Raw genomic sequence first — 25,153 nt, forward strand, 5'->3', positions numbered from 1 at the left:
GCAAACCGTTGAACAATGCATTAAAGAGCTGCCAACACCGTAGCACCTACCGGCACGTCTTTGAACGATTTGCGCGGCGTCAGACCTAGGGTCGCAAACATCTGCTTATCAGCGTCGAAATCGGGGTTGGGGGTGGTCAGCAGCTTCTCGCCGGAGAAGATGGAGTTGGCGCCGGCCAGGAAGCATAGCGCCTGCTCCGATACCGGCATTTCCTGCCGGCCCGCCGAAAGGCGCACCATCGTTTTGGGCATCAGGATGCGGGCCGTGGCAATCATGCGCAGCATTTCCCACACGCTCACGCGGGGCTGGTTGGCGAGCGGCGTGCCCTGCACCGGTACCAGCGCATTCACCGGCACCGACTCGGGGTGGGCGGGCAGCGTGGCCAGCGTGTGTAGCATAGCTATGCGGTCCTCGTCGGTTTCGCCGAGGCCGATGATGCCGCCGCTGCACACCGAAATACCGGCTTTGCGCACGTGCTCGAGCGTGTCGAGGCGGTCGTCGTAAGTACGGGTGGTGATGATGTTGGAGTAGTTTTCGGCGCTCGTGTCGAGGTTATGGTTGTAGGCGTAGAGGCCAGCCTGCTTGAGGCGCTCGGCCTGGTACTCGTTCACCATACCCAGCGTGCAGCACACTTCCAGACCTAGGTTGTTCACCTCCGTCACCATGTTCAGCACCCGGTCGAAGTCGCGGTTGTCGCGCACTTCGCGCCAGGCAGCGCCCATGCAGAAACGGGTGCTGCCCGAATCTTTGGCGCGCTGAGCAGCAGCAATCACCTCAGCGTCAGGCAATAGCTTATGAGCTTGCACACCCGTGTGGTAGCGGGCGGCTTGAGGGCAGTAAGCACAGTCTTCGGGGCAGCCGCCGGTTTTTACGCTCAGCAGCGTGCACACCTGCACTTCGCCGGTGGTTTGATGTTCCTTGTGTACGGCGGCGGCCTGTGCCACCAGTTCCAGCACGGGCTGATGATAAATTGCGTTTACTTCGTCGAGGGTCCAGTCGGTGCGGAGCATTTTGGGTGCCGTTTGTGAGTTGCCAATTGCCAGAATAAAAAGCCCGCCGAGGCCAGTGGGGCATTTCGGCGGGCCGCAATTTAAGCGAGAAGTCGGGTTTGGCACATGAAGAAAATTCGGGCCTAGGTTGCGGCGTCCGGCAATTCCCGCAGCACCCGGCACGGATTACCGACCGCCACGGCATTGGCCGGAATGGAGCGCGTGACCACGCTGCCGGCCCCAATCACGGCATTGTCGCCGATGGTCACGCCGGGCATCACCAGCACGCCCGCGCCCAGCCACACCTTGTTGCCAATCGCAATCGGTTTGGCAAACTCCCAGCCGGCCACCCTAGGTTCGGCTTCTATCGGGTGCCCTGCGGTGCTGAGCACCACGTTCGGTGCCACAAACACGTCGTCGCCGATGGTAACCAGCGCGCAGTCCAGCACGACCAGGTTGTAGTTGGCATAGAAGTTCCGGCCTAGCCGGATGTTGTAGCCATAGTCGCAGCGAAACGCGGTTTCGATGTGCGCGTCGGTTTCGTAGCCCAGCAGCTCGGCCAGCACGCGCCTATCCAGCTCTACCGGCTGCTGGTTGTAGCGATGACACAACGTTTTGGCACGCAGACGTTCGGCAACCAGCTCTGGATCATTGGCTTGGTAGAGCTCGCCAGCCAGCATTTTTTCCTTCTCAGATGGCATGTTAAAGGGCTGCTTTCAACAGCTTGTTTTGGAAAAAGTGTGAATATTATTTGGGATAATAGCACAATGCTAGTACTATTGTTAAAATATCGCACTGATTATCTGTTGATTAAGCTTGGTAATAGTGCCAGCTTATAGTCGTTTGAGGCGGCGCTACTCAGTCATTTTCGCTTCGCATCAGAACAGAACTTTTATTAGTTCAATTGTATTCTGTCGCATCGTGTTCAAACCCAAGAACACGGGAAAAGCAAAGGCTTTCAAGCGTCAGAATCCGCTCCTGCCAGCTTCCTTGTACCGAGCGGGCTGCACCTAGCCTAGCCCATTTCCAGCACGCTTTCTTCCGGAACCGGCACGTTCCGAAGGGTGTCCTGTCGCTGCTCCGCTAAAACGAACATGCGCCTTGTCTCCGCTAAGTTGCATCAGAACCGACTACACCTATTGAGTTTTCTTTCCTTTTTTCCTCTTCCCCTTACTTGCCGCAGATCATGCTCAAACCTGGACTAGTAAGATTTATTCTGGCCTCCATTGTGGTGCTTTTCCACGTCGCCAAAGTAGTGTACCTAGGTACGCTTGCCGTGTACTGCTTCTTTATATTAAGTGGCTACTGGATATCCCTGATGTATGATCTTAAATACGCCAAACTGAATTCGCCTGTCCAGGAATTTTATACCAGTAGACTCTATAGGTTATTTCCTGTCTACTATCTATTTATTGCCCTGACGGCTGTAGTTACGCTTATTTTTGATTTTGATAAAGTCCGGCTGATTGCCGATATGCCTTTGGTGAAGCAGCTGGCTTTTTGGTTGTCCAACATTACGCTGCTAGGTTATAACCAGCTGATGTATAAACCAATTGCACCCGCTTGGTCCTTGGATATAGAAGTGCAGTTCTACATTCTTTTTCCCTTGGTAATATTGCTGATGGGCAAACGGATAAATAGAGTTGTTACGCTCCTAGGCCTAGCTTTAGTAGCTATTATCATCGAAACTGTTTTCCAAAATTCCTTTTTGCATGGCACTGTGTTGCCGTACCTGGTTTACTTCGCGATTGGTATTTCGTTGAATAAAGACAAGATTGTTTTCTCCAGAACAACGCAGCTAATTTGTAATCTGCTATTTGTTGCGGTGCTGCTTGTGCATTACTTGTCACCGGGTCTATTTCAGTTAGTGAAAGATTCCGAGACGAGTTATCACCTGCATTTCAGTCAGTTGGCTAGCTTGCTTCTGGTGCCATTGCTGGCCGGTAGCGTGCGCGTGAAAAGCAACAAGCTGGATAGAGCTTTGGGCGATATGTCGTATGTGCTATACCTGTCGCACTGGGTCTGGTTTATTCCCTACAACCATTATATCCAGAACCTGACTACAGTGCAGCGGCTGCCTTACATGGCTGCCTATCTGGTGCTTACTTTTGCCATGGCCTACCTGTTCTACCGGTATTACGACCGCCCGATTGAGGAAAGAAGAAGGCGCCTGGCCGAACAGAAAGAGCTAAGCCGCGTGTAGCACCACCCACCGTCGCTGGCTGAAATGGTTGGTGATACACACTGCACAATTTCATCTGCGTTGACGAACTCGGCAGTCCAGCAACTTGAGCAAAGGGGAGCAGGAAGCGGTTATTCTGCCTGTGCATTGCAATCGATGATGCGCTAGGAGTACAGCATGTAAGGATAAGTGTTCAAGCTAGTCAGGCTAAGTGGTCGTAGGCCAGCAGTGCCCAGATGACCCTAGCTTGCCTAGTGCTATCCAGTGACCGCAGTGAAGCCCCGGCAACACAGCATGGCGCATGCCCATCGCTATCCACCAGCAGCGGCTGACAGAAAGGGACACTCCACCTTCCTGTCAGCCGCTGCTGGTGTTATGCCGCTACAGGGTGGCTCCTAACTCCTACACAGTTGTCCATTATAGTGGGTGCTTGCTTATAGTTCTTCAACTAACGGAGTGAAGCCTAGGTTTGTAAGATGAGCCTATCAAATAGTACTTTGCTAAGCAGTGTGTAAATTTTTAACAATTTTTATATTAATTTGTATTTAAATGTCAGTTGCGTTAGTTTTGAAACGTGCCTGGCTGGTGAGTTAGCTGAGGTTTGTTATAAAAAATGTCTTACATCTAAAACAACCCAGACAATCGTTTGTGTTGCCTATAATGCTCATTTAAATACAGAAGGGATAAGCACCTGATCTGTATGGAGAGGGCATAGCTGGGCAGAAAACCTAGGTTAGGTACAAAAAGGTGTTCATGCACAAACTTTCGTGTTCGGCGGTAGCAAACGCTGCGCTCGCAAAAGCTCAGAATAGAACAAGAGAGACAATTCACTGCATCTGAGGAAGGTCTCTTTTTCAAGGGTTGTTGTAGTTTTTAATTAGCCAATAGCAGATAACCATGCTGCTAAGAAGAAGCTTGCCTAAGAAAATTCTGTGAATGCTGCCGCACGGCGTTTTGCATTTACCCTATTTATCTACTCCTGCCTCATGATTACATTAATTACTTCCAAGTTTCAGGACGAGCGCCCGGATTTTACGCTGTTGCAAGACTTTGAACAGTATTGCGCGCATCACAGCACTTGGCGGAGTAAGCAGGGGCCACTGCTCTTTTCACCCGCTATGCTTTCTTCCCGCTTTTATAAAGTCTTACATCTCACTTCCCGGCCTTTTTTTAAGGCATACAAGATGAAGGGTGCTTTTATTAGCCTGGGTTTGCCTTATCGTAATTATCTGTTTTCTAAAAATTATCCCTACTTCACGTTTGACTGCGATTTAAGAGTTTTATGGACCTACGATGTTTGGGAACCGCGTTATCAGGAAGTTGAAAACCTGGTGCGCGAAAGTGGTACTAATCTATTATTGCTTTCGAGCTTACAGGCAACGGAATATTTTAGAAACCTAGGTATTCCTGATTGTGCGGTGCATTGGGTTCCCGAAACAGTAAATACGGATGCTTACCGCTACAAACCTTGGGCAGAGCGAAGGATTGATATTTTATCATTCGGACGCTCTTATCTGGAATATCACAATAAGATTGTAGCGGGTTGTGAATTCCTGGGAATTGAATATAGATACCAGGAAAGAACTAACGCGAAGGACGTCGCAACACAGTGGGTGAAAACCCCTGACTATCAGTTTCCTACTGAGCAGGATTTTATTGATGGCCTTGCAGATGCGAAAATCTGCATTTGCTTTCCCCGGTCCTTAACGCATCCAAAATTGGCGGGCAATGTGTCGACACTGACCCTACGCTATTTACAGGCTATGGCCTCCAAGTGTTTAGTAGTAGGAGCAACTCCTTACGATGCTGAGAAGATTTTCGGTTACAACCCAATTGTGGAAGTTGATTGGAGTAACCCTATGGAGCAGATAGTACATATCCTGAAAAATCCTGAGGCATACCAGGAGCTAATAGAAAGAAACTACAAATTTGTCTGCGAGAATCTTCACTATAGAAATGCATTAACTGTAATCGATAAACTAGCAAATAAATACCTTGCTCCCGATGCCGTAATCAAGTAAAGTGCTTGTGATAGTGGAAAGGAGAATAGTAGAGAGATATAAATAAAATAAAGTTGACTATGGGCAAGTGTTTGTGAGATTAAAATTTAATAAGGTAGTATGATGCGCTAGCTTTTAATAAATAATTAATTGCTAAAAGTTGATAGCAAGCATCTGCTTGGTAGTGGCTGGGCTTGAACATTTGGGGTGACTGATGCACCTGGGATGCGTCATTTTATTCTGATTTGGTTAAATATTTTCGCAGCTCATTCTTTATGAAAATCACAGTCTTGCACACCAGTGGTAATAGCAATGTAAGAGCGATTCTTACTGCATTGGCACAGGCTAATATGCTGGCAGAATTTAATACCACGATAGCCATAAATTCAGCGGCGAGGTGGCTCCGATTGATGCCAGGGCAAATACGTAGCGAGTGTTTACGGCGTAGCTTTACCGTACCTGCTGAACAAATGTGGGCGCATCCAATGCGGGAGTTAGCTCACATGATGTTGCCGCGAATAGGACTAAAATGGTTTGTGCGACACGAGCTAGGATGGGCAAGCTGGGACGCCGTGCACCGAAGTTTTGATGCCGCTGCCGCCAGGCGCCTCGCCCAGCAGGTAAGAAAAAACCAGGTAGGGGCAGTCTATGCCTATGAGGATGCGGCGCTGGCTACCTTCACACGAGCAAAAGCACTTGGGCTGAAATGTATTTATGATTTGCCGATTGCCTACTGGGAAACGGCGCGCGCGCTTATGCTGGAAGAAGCTGAACGCCAACCTGATTGGGCTTGTACGCTGGGGGGAGGTATTCATGATTCGGCGGCGAAGCTGGAACGCAAGGAGCGGGAACTGGAGCTAGCCGATGTGGTAATAGGACCCGGGCAATTTGTAATTGACTCGCTACCAGCGTGGGCGCGCGGCAAACAATTAATTTCAGCTCCGTTTGGCTCGCCGACCCGCAGTGCTGACCTGGCACCGGCGACAGAAAAGGACACGCAGAACTCCCGGCGGCCACTCCGCGTCCTGTTTGTGGGAGGCATGAGCCAGCGCAAAGGGCTAGGCGATTTGCTCGCGGCCGTACGCTTGCTAAACCGGTCTGATCTGGAACTTGTAGTGATGGGTATTCCGATGACGATGGTTCCTATGGAGTTTTATCGGAATCAGTTCAGTCAGGCTCCGAATGTTCGCTATGAGCCGAGCCGTCCGCACGCGCAGGTATTGGAGTTTATGCGGACCTGTGATGTGTTCTGTTTACCCTCTATCGTGGAGGGGCGGGCTTTGGTGATGCAAGAGGCTATGAGTCAAGGCTTGCCGCTTATCATAACGCCCAATACCGGTGGCAGCGACCTGATCCAGGAAGGTGTTACTGGCTTTTTAGTGCCTATCCGCTCGCCCGAAGCCATTGCCGAAAAGATCGAATGGTTTCTCGATAATCGTTCGGCTATTCCGGAAATGGGCCGCTTCGCCCAGCTACATGCTGCCCGCTATACCTGGGAAAGCTACAGCAACCATATTGTACATGCGCTGGCAGATTACTTAGCGGTCTAAATAACTGGTTCCTATTCAACGTGCTGGCTTCTGAGTGCTGGTTCTGGCTAAGTACCCGCAACCTAGGTTGCTATTTATCAGAATCTGACGGTCGCTTTGCGCCTGCATTAAAATAAAATAAAGTGCCTATGTCAACAGCATCGCGCTTGGTTTCTGGAGGCATAGCATCATGGGCCCAGGTCGTAGTGATGATACTGGCCCAAATAGCCTTGGTACCCATCTATCTTTCGCACTGGAGTGTGACGATGTATGGTACATGGCTGGCCGTACAATCCTTGGCAAGCATTATCTCTTCGCTCGATTATGGGCACCACGAGTTTCTGGCTTATGAATTCCTGCGCATAGGGCGGGAGAATCGTCCTAGGTTAAGTCTGACCATCTGGTCGGGGGTGAGTATCGGTTTACTGATCAGTGTCGCGCAGATCGTGGTGGTTTTTTTGTTTCTGGCGACGGGTGCGCTCAACGGTTTGCTCGACAAAGCACAGACGATCGATGCGGACTTGTTGCACGACGCGGGCGTGGTCTTGATGCTACAGGCTTTCGTCTGGTTGCTCAATAACAGTGTGACCGGCCTGCTATTTCGCGCCCTCGCGCCCTTCGGTTACTTTCCGCGCATGGCGTGGTGGAACCTAGGAAGCTCAGTCGTTTCGGCAATAGCGCCGGTCTTTGCGGTAATGCTAGGTGCTAAGCTGCTGGCAACCGGTTTGGTTGTGGCAGTTGCCACCACGGTGTTTAGCATACCCATCTACATCGATTTGTTCCGCTGGCTTCGGCGGGAACAAATACCATTCTGCGCGCCATCACTGCGCCTTGGCCTACGGAATTTTTTCTACTCAACGGCAGTATCAGGTAAAGGGCTCCTGGAAAATGCCCGGCAGCACGGCGTGCGCCTGGTATTGGCGCCACTAGCCGGCGCCGCAAGCCTGACGGCTTTTTCGACCATGCGTACCGGCGCCAACATTGCGGTACAAGGCATGGGCACCGTTACGCAGCCCCTGATGCCCGATTTGATGCTCTTTCTGCATCAGCGCGACCAAATGCGCAGTGAGGCCGCCTTCAGTACCGTGTGGTTTGTGTTGGTAGCCGTGTTAGCGCCGGCAATGGTGGTGATACAGAGCTTTGTAGAGCCTTTTTATCTGCTCTGGACGCGGGGCCGTGTGCCCTTCAACCCGGCTCTTTTTGCCAGCCTTTCGCTGACCGTGCTGGTGTATGCCTTGGCTCAGCCCGCAATAGCCGTAGTAAGAGGGAATAATTTGCTCCGGCCACAGCTGTTTCTCTCGGCTTTGGCTGCCGTTGTGGTAGTCGGGGGCATTTATCTGCTCGTGCCCAACCTAGGTATTTTGGGGGGCGGAGTGGCGCTTGCGACTGCTGAAGTTGTTGCGGCCGTTGGCTACCAAATTGTAGCGCACCGCTGGTTACGCCGCAACGAGCTGAAATGGCCTAAACAGTATTCCTTTATTGCGACTACCTCCGTGCTGATTGCCGCACTAGCCATGGGCGCTCTGGTGCTATCACCGCAGGCAAGGTTTATTATTTTGCCTGTTGCCTTATTGCTGCTACTAGGAAATTGCTGGCAATACTGGCGGCTGTTGCCTGCCCTCATTCGGCAACACGTTGTTCGGATAGTAGGAAGCTTTCCCGGCGTGAGGAAATTATACGCATTCGGGAAATTGTGAACCGGGTTTATTTTTCCTTGATTAGAAAATAATGCAGCGCACGTCTTTGCTTAAGGGTAACTATTTGATTAATCATGCCAAGTACAAGGTGTGGTTTGCTCAAATGAATGATAATAAATTTATTGACTTAGTTATTAGTCGTTCATGGATGGCTATGTTTGTAGCAATCATTTATCAGAGTGCCTACTTTCCGGATTTATCTAATTTATTTGCAATCGGGTGTATTGTATTTGTTTGGTTTATTTTTACAAAATTATTTTTTCGTGCGGGGTTAATACGAGAGTACCCTTTGTCTTTTTTTATGATACTATGCTTTGTGGTTACGCAATTTTGCTTTCCACTTCTTTTTACGTCGCTAGAACAACATCCCGTCGTATTTAACCTGGTGCTTCCTTATCAGGTATTTTTTCATTCGACTGCTGCTTTTATTGTATTGCTTCTAACGCACGCCTTATACCGAACCTGGTTCAAGCAAACCACGAGAAATACTCCCCGTTTGTTTATTAAATTGGGCTTCTTCGACGTGCCCGCCGATTTGCAATTATGGCTGATGGGAGTAGTTGGACTTGCCGCTACTTTCTATGCTTATCTTTATTCTCCGGCTTCTATTGCTTGGCAGGTAGGAGGAGCGTCGGCCGGTGACAAAGCTGTGCAGGCATTACTACCTTTTTCTTACGCACCTTTTTATATCCCATTTAGTCGCCTATATGGCAAAACCAAACCATCGTCTGGCAGCTTAGTGCCTATGTTGGTCGCATACACCCTGCTGCTTTTTATCATCAGCATTGCCCGAAACAACCGTTCTGGATTTATGGTTGGTTTCTCCTCGGCCGGATTCACTTATGCGCTAGGTTTGCTGCTCGGAACTTATAAGATAAAGTTCTTCACGCTTCGGAATTGCTTTATTGCCTTGAGCCTAGGTTATCTTCTCACGGGACCGATGGCAGATATTGGTACTGCTATGGTTATCGTGCGCGGACAACGCTACGATCTACCTTATTCGGAATTGATAGCAGAAACTTTTCAAGTTTTCAGCGATAAGCAGGCTATCCAGCACTACCGGCTCCTCGATACCGAAGAAGCTGACCCAAATGGATGGGACGAACGGTATTTAAAAAATATATTCCTTTCTAGGTTCTGTAATATAAAATACAACGATAATAGCTTGGTACAAGCAGAAAAGATTTGGGAGTATAATCCTGCTATGTTGAAATTCTCAATAGATTACGTTTGGGCTGTCTTTCCCCAGCCAGTTTTGAATATACTTGGGATGACAGAAATAGATAAGGTTAAGCTCAAAGGAATTTCTTTTGGCGATTATTTATATTATACGGCCGGAGCTCCGTCAGAAGTGCTCGGTGGTTATAGGTTAGGCCACTTTGCTGGTACGGGCATGGCGAGCTTTGGGTGGTGGTATCTGCTGCTGTTCGGTGTTGGTATGCTGCCGGTTTTCTTTTTGATTGATAAGTTCTGCATGGCTATGCCCGCATCTGCCACGCCGCAGGAAAAGAATTCAACCGGTACTCAACTTCGCTTTAGTCTGTGTGGGTTGCTGATATTAGATTACATCTTTCATTTTATGCAACCTGAAACCGTGCTGTTCTTTACCAATTTCTTATTGCGTGATTGGCTCCAGCAGGTTTTTCTATACTTCGTGATGTACCAATTTACGCGCGTAATTGTCTGGCTGGTTTCCGGCAATGCTGCAAAACCTAGCCTACCAAGGTTCCATTCCTTATCTCGGTAAAAACTACAGAGCGGCCCTCTGTAGTTTTTAATTCTAAGCAACGTTGCACTCCGAGCTTGGTGGAAAATTCGGGTGAGCATCAGCAGGGAATGAACTCAGATTCCTCGCTTTGCTCGGAATGGCCAGGATCTACTTGTTCTACCGGTACTATGCACGCCAAGGCAGGTGTGGCTTCCTGTTCGAGGCTGCGTATCGTATGGAGAGTTGGGGCCACAGGCCTGTATGAATAGTACACGGCTGTCCAGTGAGGAAACTGATCGGGTAGCGCCCGCCATTGGCAGCCCGTGCGACACACGTAGAGCAAGGCATTGAACACCTGACGCAAACACAAACGTCGTTTGCGTTGCACCGGCAGCAGTAAGCTGATACCTTGCCACTGGAAGTCAGTAGGGGTTGATAGCCCTCAATCATAGTGTCAGCGGAACCTGGAAATTCTACTGGTAACTTACTGACTCGTTGCTGCTTTACGTCTCGTCTAATTTCCCCAACATGCTCTCAAGCAGGCGGAACTGTGGGTTATGTGAGTATCAGGTGAATTTGTCAACATTACTTATAACCAAGAAAGCGACCTTGTCTAAGGTCGCTTTCTTGGTTATAAGTAACAGGTAAGCTAGGCTACTGCTTTATTACGCGCAAGGTTTGCGGCCCTTGCAAAGTCTGGATACGAAGCAGGTACACACCGGCCGACTGGGAGCTTAAGTCTAAGGTAAGATATTGCAGACCAGCACTCACTGGCTTCGCAAAAGAAAGCACTTCGGTGCCCAGCATATTGGTAACCGTACCACGAACTGTAGAGGCTTCAGTAGCGCTTAGCGTCACGACGATTGGGCCGTTGCTAGGGTTGGGAACTGCGGTAATGGACACAGCCGCAGCGCTACCATTTACAGCAACAACTGGTGAGTAGACAGAGGTGCCGTCCCGGTCTACTTGGCGTAGACGATAATAAGCCGTTACGGCTGCTGGATGTCGGTCCTGTAGCGAATAGGAGTGAGTTGCCGAACTTGTACCAGTACCCGCTACTGTACCAATTACATTGAATGTCTGGCCATTTAGGCTACGCTCCAAGTCAAAGTAGTCGTTGTTTTTCTCGCTAGCCGTAGCCCATGTGCAGTTAACGACTCCGCCCACTCGGTTCGCATTAAAGGAAATCAGCTCCACCGGCAGCGGCTGGGACATATCTGACGATACACTGAAAGGCGAAAAGCTTGTGATATTAGAGCGTAAAAGGGCGTACGTACCGGAGGCGGATGTCATTGGTACAGCACCTACTTCCGTGGCAGTACGATCCCAGAAGCCATTCCGGAAGTGGGTAATAAAAGCTTGGGTAGGATCAAAATCAGCCGTCTGATCAGTGTTCTGCCACTGCATCTTGAGGGTAAGATTGGCATCACCTTTCACTTCCTCGCTCACAAACCATGTTTTACGAACGCTCTTTGTCTCCGTAACCGGTGAGCCAATGCCCGTATCGTTCGCATCATAGGTTGCAAACTTGCTGTCGGCTACCTGCACGGCAAACACATCCTCGGAACGAGGTGCTGATTGCTGCAAGGTAACGGGCAAATAGGCCGTAGCCGTGCCGACTGGAAATACGACTTCTGCGTTGTCGCTGAGCACGGACTGGCGCAGTTGGCCACCGTTATCAGCAATGACGTACGAATTGGCATTAGCCCCCGTCACTTTGCTTCCTTTGGTAATGGTAGCATTAAAAGCACCTAGCTTGAGCTTAGCATTGCTTAACTGCAAATCACCATTAACCAAAACGCTTCCTCCTAAGGCCTTTGGGCCCGAGCCTTCTAAGGTGAGCTTGCCGTAGCTGGCGGGCTTAATGGTGTGCGAAGCGGTGGCGCCCGCGTACACGACCGTGCTACTGGGAGCTAGCGTGCCGAAGGCCACGGGAGTGTTAGCAGCGGCATCCTCGATGCGCAAGGTCGAGCCATCGGCTATGTCTAGCGGTACGTTGAGGCCTGTGTTATCATCGAGCAGGAGCAATCCTGGCTGTGCTGGTTTATCAGTTTGAGCAGGCGTCCCGATGATGACTTTGGAGTTTGCCCCAGTGATTCCAGCTAGGTCGGCAGCACTCACGGCTCCCGCTATGTAGTACGTCTGGTTAGGTGCATTCAGGTTGGCGGGAGCCTCACCGGAAGTGCTCTGCCAAACCAAGGAGGTCGTACCAAAAGTCTGTGCGCCAGAATTGCCGCTGCGCAAACCGCTGATGCTGCCGCCTTGGGCGAAGAACGTGCTGGTCTGAGGTCTAATTGCTAGGTCGTCGATACTAACGCCGTTGCCATTTGTGGTAGGGTTAAGGATGTAATCCCACCGGATCATAATCTCCTGACCAGGAGCAATGTTGACACCTGTTAGTGTCGTTTGCACTACTCGACGGTTGGCCGGCGAGTTACCATCACGGTTATCAATCACGGTGCCGGTAGATGGTGCCTGAACCGTCAGTTCCGGTACCTTGGTCCATGGATCTCCTATTGCTACGGAGCTCAGGGACGCAAAATTCTCCCCTTCTACGCCACTGCTCTTGCGGTAAGAAACGTTTACGTATGCCGCGGCAGCATTCCCTGAGTTGTACCACTGCTCCATGGCATACTGAATCTCCAGGTTTTCAATCGTTTTACTGGTACCATTCTTAAGGCGTATGCCCGCGTAACCAACGCCCGTATACGTCCCGGTTTCGGCGATGCCACCAAAAGCCCGATCGGTTTCCCCAGCCTTACCAAAGTGGTAGTAATTGCCGGATTCGTTGGAGCCGTCATTGGCCGAAATCTTTGACGGATAAAACGAGCCGTTACCATACTGCGGATCAGCCTGGGCTTCTGCGTACACGCCTACCATCGAAGGAATGGACGTGGTGCCGTAGGTGAGGGGCACATCCCCCGTCATGGCATCGAAGTCCTGCGTGTAAGGAGCTAGGTTGCTATCCGTGAATACATATTGCGCCGTAGCTGGTAGCGCACTACCCAGTGATAGAGCTAGTGAGGCAAGTGTAGAAATGCCAAAGTAAGTTTGCTTCATTGAGTGGAATAATGGTTGTATAATTTATGATTATTTTAATCCTAATAGCTGTTTTTAGCAGAGAATTAAGACTTGTAATGTAAAAATAAAGCTATAGGTTGAGTGTAGAAAATTCTAATTTTTAGATATTTATGAAGATCTGGGTCAAATTCAATCCTGTACTGACATAGTGCAGACTGATTGGGTTATTTTCTTTGTTTCATGTACTACTAATCGATCCAGATATAAAGCCGGCTTCTAAAAAGCTGGGATAATCGCCTAATACCTAGCTTTAGCCAGTATCGTACTAGGCTATTGTACCCCCAAAGCTAGGTGTAAGCACTAGTGACCATTTCTTAGCAGGTCCTACTAAGCCGACACAATGTTGAAAAAGGGAAGTATGCTGCTTTTCTTGGAAGCAGGGCGAGTTATAGCCGTGCTAATAAATGCTAAAAAGATGGTGCATACTTCCGTACTCAAGAATAGCTGTGTCTGCTGCTACGTACCAGCTTCCTCCCTTAGCCCCAATGGATTAAGGCAGTAAGTGAGTTATTCTTGCTTCAGGAGCTTCTGCCTCGTCGAACGACCATCCACTACAATTTCAAGCAAATAGATTCCTGTTGGTAGGATAAGAAGGTCGTCTAATGTAGCACTGCCACTTCCTAGCTCGTCGGTCCGGAAGAGATGCTGGTATAAAGGTCGCCCATCTATAGCCCATAGCCGGGCTTCAGCATGAGCCGCTCCACTTGGCAGTTGTAACTGCAACGTCTGTCGAAAGGGATTGGGAGTAATCAGAAGTGGTTGCCCTGTTGCCCTGCTCATCGACACTGTCACTACGGGGGAATAGGCGCTGCGACCATCCAGGTCGAGTTGGTGCAGGCGGTAATATACCAAACCTGTAGTCATTGGTCGGTGTTGGTAAGTATAGTCCGTATTAGTGGTTTTGTTGCCGGCTGCGACTACGCGGCCGACGGGTGTGAAGCTCCGACCATCCATACTGGCTTCCACCACGAATGCTTCTGAATTCAGTTCGCTTGCCGTGCGCCATGTGAGTTGCACTTGGCCGTCCACTTGGATGCGGCCGTTAAACGAGGTCAACTCCACAGGTAATACCGTTAAAGCACGCGTGTTATACGCAACAAACGCAACATCACTGTTTCCACTCAACTGAATCTGGAACGTAGCAATCCGGCTGTAATCACTGGCTGGAATGTTAAAAGTAGCAAAGTCAGCAGTCCATAAGCGCAAGTCTCGAGGTGTCTTGGTGAAGCCTGCTGCTAGAACCATCGGGTTCTGAGAAGCCTCGTAAAAGTCTGCGAGCCAACGCCCCACTACTGGAAAGTTACTGTCGTAAGTAACGGTCACGGACTTTCCAACTATTGCATCTGTCGCATCACGAAAGCTATACACGTCGGAAGAGCCCGCTGGATCGGCAAACTGCGTGATCAAAATGTCTGGTATACCATCGTTAATTGCCTTTGCTTGAACCTCACTCACGGGGAAAGTGAGCGTACCGGTGGGAATATTGGCGACCCCAGTCCCGAGATCCAGCCCTTGGGGGCCGTCAGTCAGATAGCGGGCCAAATCCCGAACCGGTGGTGGATTACTGACACCATTATCTACTTTGTCATAGAGCTGACCCAATCCTATTTTGGTATTGCTCGTTGGGGCCGTGCTGATGGTTGCTACAGGCAGTGCCCGGTACTGACCCGGCGTGAAGGATATTCCGTTATTAGTTAGTCGTGCATCGCTAACCCCGGTCGAGTAGCGAACGTTGTTGGTGAGGAACGAAAGCAGGTAATGTGAGCTGTCCGGCTGAACACTGTTGGTGAATGTCGTGGCCGTACCCGCATTTGCACTGCGCCAATAGCCGTTGTACGTAGTTATCACTTCCGTTACATAGTTGACGCTTTGGGCTTGCACGGATAATGCCGCTGTCCAGGCCAATAGACTTAAGGTAGTCCTTCTTATCATAAGCTATTTTCCTAGCAGGAAGTAGATAAAATGTAGTAGATCGGCCAGGTGGAAGCTACTAGAGGCGAAGCGAATGTCGATCAGCTAGCTAATAAGGTGGGAAAAGGCTTCTACTTCAATAAAGTGCTCCAATAATAGACGGGACAAAAATAGTAGTACTAGCTATTTCTATTCTTTGGAAAAATTGTCTATTTACTTGGAAGTATACTTCCATCGACAGGCATGTAGCTAGGAAGTGTTAACAGTGAATAGCTTGCTTCATGGAAATGATGCTAACCGAAGGGCAGTGGGCGCGGATTGCGCCGCTTTTACCGGGGCGGGAGGGCACGAGCGGGGGCCGCGGGCGTGACAACCGACAGTTTGTGGAGGCCGTGCTCTGGCTGGCGCGCAACGGGACCCAGTGGCTGTATATTCTTTGAGGTGGTCTAGGTAAGGTGGACAGAAGAAGGACGTATCTTTCTTCTGCCATGACTGCAAAAAAGAACGGGGCGTCGCCCGATAAACGGCGTAAGTACGATGCAGCCTTCAAAGCCGAGGCTCTGCGCCTAGCCGAGGAAAGCCGCTCCACCCAAGCCGCCGCTCGTGAGTTAGGCATCAATCCCAAACTGCTCTATCGCTGGCAGCAGGAGCAAGTAGTGGCCGAGGTAGGCAGTGTGGAAGTGGCCCGTGATCCAGAGGTACGTGCTCTGCGCGCGGCTAATAAACGGCTGACGCAAGAACTGGATATTTTAAAAAAAGCCTTGGTCATCTTCGGCCAGCCGACGTCGTGAGCGTGTACCAGTACATTGCGCAACACCAAGCGCGCGTGTCCGTCCGGCAACTCTGTTCCGTGTTGCGGGTAACCACCAGTGCTTACTATGCTTGGCGGGCCAAGATACGTCGGCTGACTGTTGTGCCGGCGTGGCAAGTAGCGGTGCGTCAGCTCTTTGCTCGACATGCCCGGCGCTATGGCACCCGTCGACTGCGGGTCGAATTGGCTGCGCAGGGGTACTCGGGAATCGGTCGCCGAGGCATGCGGCAGGTCCTGGCTGCTCACGGCTTACGGGCGCAGCAGCCCCGTTCGTTTGTCCCCCGCACCACCCACTCCGACCCGGCTGTGCGGGCTGCGCCCAACCGCCTGCTGGGGCAGCCAACTCCCACGGCCCCCAACCAGGTGTGGGTGGGCGATATTACGTATCTACCCAAACAGGGTGGTGGTTGGCTGTACTTAGCCACTTGGCTGGACCGCTATTCGCGCAAAGTCGTGGGCTGGGATGTGCGCGCGACCATGCCGGAAGACTTGGTCAGCGAAGCACTTCGACGTGCTCTTGTAGTGCGGCGGCCAACAGCCGGGCTCGTGGTGCATTCTGACCAAGGTAGCCAATACGCAGCGACTCGCTTCAAGCACTTGCTAGCCTGCCATGGGGCCGTGCAGAGTATGAGTCGACGAGGCAACTGCTACGATAACGCCCATGCTGAGTCGTTTTGGAGCCGACTGAAAACCGAACTGCTCGACGGTGGTAGTTTCGGTAGCTTAGCGGAAGCGCGGCTAGAAATTAGTCACTACATGGCCTACTACAATGCCGAACGGCGACATTCTGCCCTCGGCTACTTGGCTCCTAATCACTTCGAAACCCAACCAAAAACAACGTCCCAACTCTGTCCGGCTTAGCTGGACCACCTCACTTAGGTCTTTAGCCATATAGTTCAGGTCCTTTTCGGTGCCTCTGAAAAGACAGCAGGCTCTACAGGGACGGAATTATGACCTTAACCATAGTCCCATCTCCTGTAGAGCCTGTGCTTGCCAGTTCTGATTATTTCCTCTGCTATAGGTGCCAGTATATTCTCCTCTTATCAAAAGGCTTACTAGCTCGCTGCATGGTGCCTGGTAGGATATTATCCACCAGCTTACTAGGTGCAGCCCCGCTACTTACTAGCCATATTACTCTGCTGGGAGTGAATTTTCTTAAAGTAATAGACCCTGTACTTAATCAAACCATGTCACATTTCACAGTGTATTTGGTCGATATATTCTCTCCAGAGGAAACAGATTACGGCTTATTGCTGAACTTATATATATATTATAATGGTATAATATAAGTCACAATTAGCTAGCTCTAGACCTTTTACCAGGGTAGGGAGTGCATTACTTTTGAGCTATAGAAACTCTTTTCCTCGTGCCATCTGCTTTGTTTTTCCTTACTCTTCTTCTTTGCTTCGTGGCAGATGCACGCGTTGATTCTTTAGCAACGCGTGCAATAGATTTCAGCCGAGGTTCTAAGAAGATTGGCAGACAGATAGGGGAAAGCCATGTAGCATTACCGCCTGCCTCGTCGCAAGCTTGCTGATAGGTATGCCATCTTCAATTAGCCGTTCCTTATCCGTGGGTATAGAAAATGGAGCATCTTTAGCGGTGCCTACTCGGGAGCTTGTAGCTTACATCCTCTCTGACACGGCAAACAGCTATTGCTTAACCACACGCAGGGTTTGCAAGCCCTGTGAAGTGCGAACTTGGAGTAGATACATCCCAGCAGGTTGCGCGCTTAAGTCTAGCATGATGGCCCGAGAATCAGCATTTGCTAAGTGTGTAAAGCGCAACACTTCCTTACCAGCTATGTTCATAACAGTTCCTTGGACAGCAGTGGCTTCAGAAGCGTTGAGGGTTATAGCAACAGGACCTGCACTAGGATTAGGTGCTACTGTAACAGCTAGCTCTATAGATTTGCCATTCACAGCTACAGTCGGTGAAAGTGTTTCTGTGCCATCGGTGTCTACTTGACGTAGGCGGTAATAAGCCAAAGTGCTAGCTGGTTGGGAATCTACCCAGCTGTAGTCGTGACGAACGGAGCTGCTACCCGTGCCAGCAACCTTGGTCAAGGCGCGAAATGCTATACCATCTAGGCTACGTTCTACGACAAAGTGATCGTTGCTTACTTCAGTCGCAGTGGCCCAGGTACAGGTTACGGCGTTGGTCGTCCGTTTGGCAGTAAAAGTAATTAGCTCGACAGGCAGAACTGTGGGAGGCGCTGCATTCAGTGAGAAGGGGGAGAAATCTGTTACTCCTGTGCGGGTAAATTGGTACACTTTATTAGTTGAGTTTACAGCTACTGCCTTACCCTTCTGCTTGGTATCGTTATCCCAAGTGTCGTTGTGATAGTGACCCACCATCACCTGAGCTGGACTCATGCCGGCGGGCAGTTCGCTTTGCAGCTTTATCGTAACGTTAGAGTTACCTAGCTCATCTTCGCTGATATACCAGGTGTGATCTACATTCGTAACAGATTTCGGCAGTAATTTTCCTGCGCCTTTTTCCCCTTTTCCTGCGCCTTTCTTATCATCAGTGTTTAACGGAGTTTTAGTGTAACTAGTAAATAGGCTGTCGCTTACAGTGATACCGAATACATCTTCCGTAGCGGTTGGGACTTGTGAAAGCCATGCTGGGTTATAGGTGTATTGCCCTACTGGAAACAGAACCGCAACGTTGTTATTAGATACCGTCTGGCGAAGTGCTCCTCCAGCATTGGTACGCACATAAGCAGTGCCGTCAGTTGTTACTGATCCTCCTTTCAATACTGTCAGGTCATAGACCCCAACTGCAAGGATACTGTTGCCAGTCAGACTAAGCGTGCCATATACAGAAATGTTGTTTGCCAGTGTCTTGACACTATTGCCGTTTAGCTTAAGGTTACCGAAGTTCTCACAGGTGATAGCAACGTTTGAACGTGTAGTGTTGTAGTAAACAGTACTGGTAGGGCTCAGTTTGCCTAATATGGGCAGGTTGCCGCTTTGACCAGTAATCTCTAATGTGCTGTTATTCGCTACATCAATCGTAATAGCAGGCTTATTATCAGGAGTCATTACTGCAGATACTACGCTTGGGCTGCTGCCGTCGCCTAGGATCAGTTTTGAGTTGGTGCCGCTGATGAAGTTGCCCGGTATCGTTACCTGTCCGCTGGTAACATAGTAAATCTGGTTGGCGGCTGCGAATGAGGTTGGCTGAGCGTTACTCTTAGAAGCCCAGCTACTTAGCTGATTTAGGTTTCCCTTGCCAGCGTAATAGAAAACGTTAGAAGAGACTGTCCCTGGGCCAGTTGCTACACTGCCTGCCTGTGGCGTGATAGTCACGTCATCAATAGCTAATCCGTTGCCATTCGTGTCTTTATTCAATGCATACTTCCAGCGCAACACTACCTCCTTACCGTTAGTTAGGTTGAGTCCACTGATAGTTGCGTTTAGCACCCGCCGATTGGCAGGGGAGTTGCCATTCTTGCTGGCGACAACTGTAGCTGTTGAAGGAGCAGCTACGCCTAGAGCCGCTACATTCACCCAAGTGCCACTCTGCATTGCACCAGCAAAGGTGGTAGCAGGTAATTGGTAATCAAAGGTTACTTGTGCTTTATCAACTTTACCGGAGTTGTACCACTGCTCCATAGCATAGCCTACTTCCAGGTTTTCAATGGTACGACCGGTTTTGTTGACAAAGCGGATAGCTACGTAGCCATTGCCGATCATTGGATAGCCACCAACCATAAATGTCGTTGCAATGCCACCGAAAGCCCGCTCAGTGCTACCCGCTATACCGAAGCTGTAGTAATTAGCTTCGGGGTGTTGACCACCGTCGTTACCATAATAAGGGACGGGAGTGTCTCCTTGTGGATAGGCACCAAGACCATCTAAAACGGCCTGTGCATATACTCCTGGCAAGCTAACGTTATTCTGAAAGTTCTGCTGAGTGGTAGTATTGCTTGACAAGCTATTAAAGTCCTGGGTATAGGGGCTAAATCCCATTATGGGAACTTGCGCCAGCACCGGTGTAGCAATTCTTCCAAAAGCTAGCACTAGACTAACCAAAAGTACGAAGGAGGCCTTTTTCATAGTTGAAAATTGTATTTTTTTTGCAGACAGGTGTACTTAGTAGAGAGGGTTGCTAAATGTGGCGACAAAGATAAGGCGTGAGCTATATATGTATTTGTAAGTATATATACTGATTTTTATATAATGTAAATATTAATATTGATGTATAAATTATAATTATAATTATATAATTTTATACTGTTTTAACAAGACCCTGATTGTCAATTGATTATTTAAATACAAGCAATCGATATTAATGGCTCTTGTTTGAATAATTCCTTGACTACCGATAGTGTTGACAAGGCTAAGTGAAAAGTGAGTTTAGTATTAATCCTATTTCTAAAAATGGGATTGTGCCCCATTTTGATTCTCTTCTTATAGTATAATCAACCCTTTTAAAAACCAGAATTTTTAATATAGTTTGGATTAAATAGCCATAGCAAAGCATTTTGTAGTGGTGACGACAGTAAGGAATCATATCCAAACCTAGGTAGCAGAATGGCTTTAGTGGTATAGTACCTTCTCTGACTCTGCTATAGAAAGCCTTACTTAAGCAGTAATAAGGTAGATGGTAAGTAGCGTACGCACAGCTAGTACTATTACCAAAGCGACTCCTTTATTTCTTGCGTCAGAGTTCCTGATCTAAAGGCCTGCTTCTATGAGTAGAATTAAGCCTTGCAAGAGCTTCTCCTGAAGCTGTTACATTATTGAGTGTAGATGTTCTGAGTAGGGTTATCTGTCGATGTGTATAGAAGTGTTTAACTATAGAAGGTGCCTTCTGCCTCATCTGCTTGCAGATTATAAGGAGCCTATTTCCATACGGCCAAGACACAACTGTACTCAAAATGGCAGTAGATGCGTAGGATAATTAGGTGCGCTAGCCGTATTGCTGTCGGCAAAGTAGTACAAGCCTGATTGGAAGGCGCGGCAGTAAGGAGGGGAGGAGTAGCTCTTGCTCGATCTAAACCTAGCCTTCGCGAGGCGGACAACGTACCAGCGCCGGGTGCCGCCCCGCGAGGGCTAGGTTGTTTTTGCCGGCTATGTTCTACTCATAGTTTCAGCACCATTGGGGCTAGCTTCGCAACCCTGCAATTAGACTAAATAGCACTAATAAGCCCCTTTCGTACGTGCTTCGGAATAGCTGCGGACCAAAGTGTATGCTTAAGAAGCAAGGTCTATATAATAAAACACGGGCCGCCCCAAGCGGAGCGGCCCGTGCCGTTTGTAACTTCTAAACCTAGGCCAGTGTGTGGTACACTGCCTGTACGTCGTCGTCCTCTTCAAACTTCTCGATGAGGTTCAAGACCTCTTCGGCTTGCTCTTCGCTGAGGCTGACGCGCGTGTTTGGGATGCGCTGGAGCTGGGCGCTGATTACGTTCAGATTCTTCTCTTCCAGGGCTTTCTGCATCTGGCCGAAGTCGGTGAAGGCGGTTTCGACCACGATGAAGTCCTTTACATTGCCGTGCTCGTCTTCTTCCTGGTCGGTGTACACGTCTTCGGCGCCGGCATCGATCAACTCTAGTTCCAACTCGTCGACGTCAACACCTTCGGCGGCTAGCTTGAACACGCCTTTGCGAGTGAAGGTGTAGTCGGAGGAGCCGGCGGTGCCAAGGGCGCCGTTGCCGCGGTTGAAGTACATGCGCACGTTGGCCACGGTGCGCACGGGGTTATCGGTGGCCGTTTCGATAACGATAGCCACGCCGTGGGGGGCGTACCCTTCGTACACAACTTCTTGATAATCTTTCTCTTCGCGGCTGCTGGCGCGCTTGATGGCGGCGTCCACGCGGTCCTTGGGCATATTCACGCCTTTGGCGTTCTGGATGGCGGTGCGCAGGCGGGAGTTGGTGTCGGGGTTAGGGCCCGATTCTTTCACGGCCATCACAATTTCGCGACCAATGCGCGTGAAATCCTTGGACATTCGGTCCCAGCGCTTCATTTTCCGGCCTTTGCGGAATTCAAATGCTCTTCCCATTTATAAAAGTAACTGAGTGGTTGAGTGACTGCGTGCTTTTGGGGCCGGTGGGTGGCACCAAAAGGAGTTGCAAGTTAGCAGAAAGGCCGGCCGGGCGCAATTTGGTAAGACCAGTAGCGCGGACTTTGCAGTACGCGCCCGGAACAAATAGAGCACCTAGGTATAGGGCCTAAGATGCACCGTCATTTTCTATCTTGCCCGCATGAAAAACACCGATTGGCTCACCATCGCTCAGCGCCTGCAAGCGTTGGCGCAAGCCGGCCTTACCTACAGCCAAAACGTTTATGACTTGGAGCGTTACCAGGAGCTGCGCGACATAAGCGTGGAAATACTAGGCAAGCTGACCGACGAGCCGGTGGAGAAAATCACGAATCTTTTCGCCAACGAAGTCGGGTATCAGACGCCGAAAGTGGACGTGCGCGCCGTGCTGTTTCGCGGCACCGACGAGATTCTGATGGTGCAGGAGAAAATCGACGGCGACCGTTGGACCTTGCCCGGCGGCTGGGCTGATGTCGGCTACACGCCCTTCGAAGTAGCTGTAAAAGAAGCCGAAGAAGAAACCGGCCTGCAAACCGAAGCCGTGCGTCTGCTGGCGCTTTTCGATAAGAAAAAGCACGCCGCGCACCCGCCGCAGCCCTGGTACATTTATAAGTGCTTCGTGCTGTGCCGGGCTGTTGGCGGTAGTTTGCTCGAAAGTACTTCCGAAACCAGCGGCGTGCGGTGGGTCCACGAAAGTGAAATCCCGAACCTGGCTTTGTCGCTCGACCGCATCACGCCGGATCAGCTCGCCACGATGTTCGCCTTCGCCCGTCAGCCCGATTTGCCGACGCTGTGCGATTAGAATAGGGCTGAGACATACAACGCCTCTTGTCATTCCGAGCAGCGCGAGGAATCTGAGTAACAGACCTAGGTTGCAACTCAGATTCCTCGCGCTGCTCGGAATGACAAGGATTAGTTGAAGTACACTTGGTACTGCATCACGACTGCACTCCGGCGCGCATCCACCCGGTTGTCGCCGTTGGCTTGCACGAGGTACACGGGGCGGTTCTGGTAGCTGACGGTGAGCTTGGACGTGTGGCCCACCAGGAGCCAGTTGATGCCCGCGTCGTAGTAGTTCAGGTCGTCGGCGAGACGCTTGTAGCGGGCGTGCTGGTAGCTGACGTAGGGCATGAAGGTGGTCGTGCCTAGCAGGTTTTCTTTTAGCTTGTAACCTAGCTGCGCATAGAGCACATTGCCGGTGCCGTAGAGTGGGGCGGCATTGCCGTAGGTAGCGCCCGCGCCGACGATCTGATCGGTAGTGGTGGATGCTTGACCATTGGCGGGGTTCATCGGACCTAGGTAGCGCAGGTAGTTGGGGCCGTAGTCGAGGTGCAGGCCGGAGGCGTAGAAGCTGATGCTCGGGGCGTCCGGCTCGGTGCCGATGGGCGCATCGTAGTACACATCCACCGCAAACTGCTTCATGGCGTGCATCACCGTGTCGGGGCGGGTGGCCTCGCGGGTCCAGGTTGCCTTCGGCTGCGCGATAAAGCCCGCCCCGATGTTGAACACGCGCTTCTTACCTAGGTAGGTGCCCGCGTGATAAGGCGTGAGGTTGCTCTCCTGATCCAGGAACTGCCACTGAAAATAGCCCTGAAACTGCGGCTCTGGCGGTGTGCTGGCGAACGTGGCGTAGGGTGCAATAGCGGTGCCCCGCGCAATGATGAGCGGTTTGGAGAGGGCCACGCGGTAGTCGAGCTTGCTGAGCTTGCCCTTGGCGTAGATGCTGAGCTTGCGCCCAAACTGGTCGTTCACGTCATTGGTGGTTTCGGCAACCAGGGGCAGATCGATGCCCATAATGGAGCCCACCGACGAAGCCGTAAAACGCGATAAGCCGTTCCAGGCACCTAGCCCGGCCCCCAGTGAAAGGTTGTTTTTCACCACCGCGTACTCGCTTACGGCATCGTGGAGGAAGAATCCTGCTTTTCGCTCCGACAGATAGCTGAAGTTGTTAATGCCGATCTGCGAGTAGATGAACACGCGGTCGGTGAGCTGGCCATAAAACTGAATGCGGAAGCGCCGAATGCCCACGTCGAACGTCTGGTTGCGACCGAACCCGTTCACCTGCGTGCCGGGGTTGCTTTGGTTGTAGCGCGCCCACACCTGGTTTGCCAGCGTAAGCTTCACGTAGTGGCTCGCGTCGTCGTTCAAGGCTAGCTTGCCGTCTTTGAGCGGGAAGGCCGTTGGGCGAGGTGGCTGAGTTTGAGTAGCTTGGGCACCTTGGGTATCGGGTGGTGGGGCGGCAGGCGAGTTGGGTTGGGTTTGGGCGGCCGCTAGCAGAGGCAGCGCGGTCAGGGAAAAAATGAGGGGGAAGTGGCGGAAAATTTGGGCCATCTAGGGGAAATAAGGGAATGGATGAGGTGTTATACCAGGATGCAGCCGGCAGGTTTTGCTACACTCCAAACAACTCGGCCACTTCCAGCCAGCTGTTCACGCGGCGGTAGCGCGTTTCGTGCACGTTATGGTGAGAAGTAAAGAGGATGCCTTCGCCCCGGAAATCCTTGAAATTATAGGCGTGGTCGTCGATGAGGTAGTCGGCGTTGATGATGCTTTTGTCGCCGCAAAATACCACATGGCTCGTCGGGATGAAGTCGAAATGCTGACGGAGCCAGTTGAACTTCTCGCTAAACGACAGCGGAAAACCCATAGCAGCGGTGGCAATAAACAGCTCGTAGCGCTCCGAGAGGCGTTGCAGCACTTCTTGGCTGTCGGGCATTACGGGCAGATCTTCGAAGAAACCCACGGTATCCAGGTACTGGCGGAGGTGCTTTTGATTTTCGGGCGCTACGGCTTCGAGCAGGCGTTTGCCATGCAGGTGCTCGGGCGTGAGCAGCACGTTAAAATCTCGGTGGTACCAGTCAGTGAAGCGGTGAACGGCGTCAGCGATGACTTCGTCCATGTCAATGGCAATGCGCTCTTTGGGCATGAGGTGATTTGGTGATGTGGTAATAGGTTGATGTGCTGATTTGGCAATTGGTTCAGGCAAGAAACCATACTACGAACAAAGCTAGGTTGCTGACGCAGGCTGGGCTCATTTTGCCCGTAGTAATTCGATAGATAACCAACTCGGTAGCATGTCCGTAGAACGGCCACTACTCTCTCCTTCAAAAAGGCCCGTCCATGTTATTGGCGGGCTTTTTTTGCTACAGTCGGTACGAGCAATTCGGCCAGCTAGGTCCGCCAATCATCCATCT

At 50.7% G+C, this 25,153-nt stretch carries 17 protein-coding genes and 1 pseudogene; 9 read left to right on the forward strand and 9 right to left on the reverse strand.

Translation table 11 applies throughout. The features are described from left to right. Window positions 1–20: 20 nt before the first annotated feature. Both bioB and IEX74_RS11640 read right to left on the reverse strand, forming a co-directional pair. Window positions 21–1,010: a biotin synthase BioB gene (gene bioB / locus IEX74_RS11635; RefSeq protein ID WP_188814174.1), complete on the reverse strand. Its 990-nt coding sequence runs from the start codon at window positions 1,008–1,010 to the stop codon at window positions 21–23. 122 nt (window positions 1,011–1,132) lie between these two features. After that, complete coding sequence (locus tag IEX74_RS11640) at window positions 1,133–1,690, reverse strand: sugar O-acetyltransferase (protein WP_188814175.1); 558 nt, start codon at window positions 1,688–1,690, stop codon at window positions 1,133–1,135. Between the two features lie 485 nt (window positions 1,691–2,175). Here IEX74_RS11640 and IEX74_RS11645 point away from each other — a divergent pair, with 485 nt between their 5' ends. The 5 genes from IEX74_RS11645 to IEX74_RS11665 all read left to right on the forward strand — a co-directional run bounded on the left by IEX74_RS11645 (window position 2,176) and on the right by IEX74_RS11665 (window position 10,144). Beyond that, window positions 2,176–3,192, forward strand: coding sequence for an acyltransferase family protein (locus IEX74_RS11645; protein ID WP_188814176.1), 1,017 nt, complete (start codon window positions 2,176–2,178; stop codon window positions 3,190–3,192). 965 nt (window positions 3,193–4,157) lie between these two features. Next, complete coding sequence (locus IEX74_RS11650) at window positions 4,158–5,192, forward strand: glycosyltransferase (protein ID WP_188814177.1); 1,035 nt, start codon at window positions 4,158–4,160, stop codon at window positions 5,190–5,192. Window positions 5,193–5,743: 551 nt separating this feature from the next. Then, window positions 5,744–6,721: a glycosyltransferase family 4 protein gene (locus IEX74_RS11655; RefSeq protein ID WP_229755234.1), complete on the forward strand. Its 978-nt coding sequence runs from the start codon at window positions 5,744–5,746 to the stop codon at window positions 6,719–6,721. A 188-nt stretch (window positions 6,722–6,909) separates the two neighbouring features. Beyond that, window positions 6,910–8,397: a lipopolysaccharide biosynthesis protein gene (locus IEX74_RS11660; protein WP_188814179.1), complete on the forward strand. Its 1,488-nt coding sequence runs from the start codon at window positions 6,910–6,912 to the stop codon at window positions 8,395–8,397. Between the two features lie 31 nt (window positions 8,398–8,428). Then, window positions 8,429–10,144, forward strand: a complete 1,716-nt coding sequence (locus IEX74_RS11665) for a hypothetical protein (RefSeq protein WP_188814180.1) — start codon at window positions 8,429–8,431, stop codon at window positions 10,142–10,144. Window positions 10,145–10,223: 79 nt separating this feature from the next. Here IEX74_RS11665 and IEX74_RS23485 read toward each other — a convergent pair. The 3 genes and pseudogenes from IEX74_RS23485 to IEX74_RS11680 all read right to left on the reverse strand — a co-directional run. Next, a pseudogene (locus IEX74_RS23485) lies at window positions 10,224–10,520 on the reverse strand (transposase); the annotation flags it as partial. 239 nt (window positions 10,521–10,759) lie between these two features. After that, window positions 10,760–13,165, reverse strand: coding sequence for a T9SS type A sorting domain-containing protein (locus IEX74_RS11675; RefSeq protein WP_188814182.1), 2,406 nt, complete (start codon window positions 13,163–13,165; stop codon window positions 10,760–10,762). Between the two features lie 528 nt (window positions 13,166–13,693). Continuing rightward, window positions 13,694–15,091, reverse strand: coding sequence for a T9SS type A sorting domain-containing protein (locus IEX74_RS11680; RefSeq protein WP_188814183.1), 1,398 nt, complete (start codon window positions 15,089–15,091; stop codon window positions 13,694–13,696). A gap of 293 nt (window positions 15,092–15,384) precedes the next feature. Here IEX74_RS11680 and IEX74_RS11685 point away from each other — a divergent pair, with 293 nt between their 5' ends. Genes IEX74_RS11685 through IEX74_RS11695 form a run of 3 tightly spaced genes read left to right on the forward strand, consistent with a single transcriptional unit; the run spans window position 15,385 to window position 16,769 of the window. Continuing rightward, a complete protein-coding gene (locus IEX74_RS11685; protein WP_188814184.1) occupies window positions 15,385–15,537 on the forward strand; it encodes a transposase in 153 nt (50 codons plus the stop codon). 48 nt (window positions 15,538–15,585) lie between these two features. Further along, window positions 15,586–15,888, forward strand: coding sequence for a transposase (locus IEX74_RS11690; protein ID WP_188814185.1), 303 nt, complete (start codon window positions 15,586–15,588; stop codon window positions 15,886–15,888). Beyond that, the gene (locus IEX74_RS11695) at window positions 15,885–16,769 is read left to right on the forward strand and encodes an IS3 family transposase (RefSeq protein ID WP_188814527.1); all 885 of its coding nucleotides are present in this window, start codon (window positions 15,885–15,887) and stop codon (window positions 16,767–16,769) included. The genes IEX74_RS11690 and IEX74_RS11695 overlap by 4 nt, the downstream gene beginning before the upstream one ends. Before the next feature lie 791 nt (window positions 16,770–17,560). Here the strand turns inward: IEX74_RS11695 and IEX74_RS11700 are convergent. Together IEX74_RS11700 and IEX74_RS11705 are read right to left on the reverse strand one after the other, a co-directional pair. After that, the gene (locus IEX74_RS11700) at window positions 17,561–19,972 is read right to left on the reverse strand and encodes a T9SS type A sorting domain-containing protein (protein WP_188814186.1); all 2,412 of its coding nucleotides are present in this window, start codon (window positions 19,970–19,972) and stop codon (window positions 17,561–17,563) included. A 1,216-nt stretch (window positions 19,973–21,188) separates the two neighbouring features. After that, the gene (locus tag IEX74_RS11705; RefSeq protein WP_188814187.1) at window positions 21,189–21,923 is read right to left on the reverse strand and encodes a YebC/PmpR family DNA-binding transcriptional regulator; all 735 of its coding nucleotides are present in this window, start codon (window positions 21,921–21,923) and stop codon (window positions 21,189–21,191) included. Window positions 21,924–22,125: 202 nt separating this feature from the next. Between IEX74_RS11705 and IEX74_RS11710 the strand changes: the two genes are divergently transcribed. Further along, a complete protein-coding gene (locus IEX74_RS11710) occupies window positions 22,126–22,764 on the forward strand; it encodes an NUDIX hydrolase (RefSeq protein ID WP_188814188.1) in 639 nt (212 codons plus the stop codon). 110 nt (window positions 22,765–22,874) lie between these two features. Here IEX74_RS11710 and IEX74_RS11715 read toward each other — a convergent pair whose 3' ends face one another. Both IEX74_RS11715 and IEX74_RS11720 read right to left on the reverse strand, forming a co-directional pair. Further along, window positions 22,875–24,293 (reverse strand): hypothetical protein, encoded by a 1,419-nt coding sequence (locus IEX74_RS11715; RefSeq protein ID WP_188814189.1) that lies wholly within the window; start codon window positions 24,291–24,293, stop codon window positions 22,875–22,877. Window positions 24,294–24,351: 58 nt separating this feature from the next. Beyond that, complete coding sequence (locus IEX74_RS11720) at window positions 24,352–24,885, reverse strand: 5' nucleotidase, NT5C type (protein WP_229755235.1); 534 nt, start codon at window positions 24,883–24,885, stop codon at window positions 24,352–24,354. Window positions 24,886–25,153 lie beyond the last annotated feature (268 nt).

The organism is Hymenobacter cavernae, assembly GCF_014641455.1.
Taxonomy (GTDB): Bacteria; Bacteroidota; Bacteroidia; order Cytophagales; family Hymenobacteraceae; genus Hymenobacter; species Hymenobacter cavernae.

Coding starts and splice junctions, on each gene's coding strand:
- IEX74_RS11675 (WP_188814182.1), bottom strand. CDS start 13,165: ATGAAGCAAACTTACTTTGGCATTTCTACACTTGCCTCACTAGCTCTA.
- bioB (WP_188814174.1), bottom strand. CDS start 1,010: ATGCTCCGCACCGACTGGACCCTCGACGAAGTAAACGCAATTTATCAT.
- IEX74_RS11645 (WP_188814176.1), top strand. CDS start 2,176: ATGCTCAAACCTGGACTAGTAAGATTTATTCTGGCCTCCATTGTGGTG.
- IEX74_RS11715 (WP_188814189.1), bottom strand. CDS start 24,293: ATGGCCCAAATTTTCCGCCACTTCCCCCTCATTTTTTCCCTGACCGCG.
- IEX74_RS11700 (WP_188814186.1), bottom strand. CDS start 19,972: ATGAAAAAGGCCTCCTTCGTACTTTTGGTTAGTCTAGTGCTAGCTTTT.
- IEX74_RS11720 (WP_229755235.1), bottom strand. CDS start 24,885: ATGCCCAAAGAGCGCATTGCCATTGACATGGACGAAGTCATCGCTGAC.
- IEX74_RS11640 (WP_188814175.1), bottom strand. CDS start 1,690: ATGCCATCTGAGAAGGAAAAAATGCTGGCTGGCGAGCTCTACCAAGCC.
- IEX74_RS11660 (WP_188814179.1), top strand. CDS start 6,910: ATGATACTGGCCCAAATAGCCTTGGTACCCATCTATCTTTCGCACTGG.
- IEX74_RS11665 (WP_188814180.1), top strand. CDS start 8,429: ATGCAGCGCACGTCTTTGCTTAAGGGTAACTATTTGATTAATCATGCC.
- IEX74_RS11710 (WP_188814188.1), top strand. CDS start 22,126: ATGAAAAACACCGATTGGCTCACCATCGCTCAGCGCCTGCAAGCGTTG.
- IEX74_RS11650 (WP_188814177.1), top strand. CDS start 4,158: ATGATTACATTAATTACTTCCAAGTTTCAGGACGAGCGCCCGGATTTT.
- IEX74_RS11690 (WP_188814185.1), top strand. CDS start 15,586: ATGACTGCAAAAAAGAACGGGGCGTCGCCCGATAAACGGCGTAAGTAC.
- IEX74_RS11685 (WP_188814184.1), top strand. CDS start 15,385: ATGATGCTAACCGAAGGGCAGTGGGCGCGGATTGCGCCGCTTTTACCG.
- IEX74_RS11705 (WP_188814187.1), bottom strand. CDS start 21,923: ATGGGAAGAGCATTTGAATTCCGCAAAGGCCGGAAAATGAAGCGCTGG.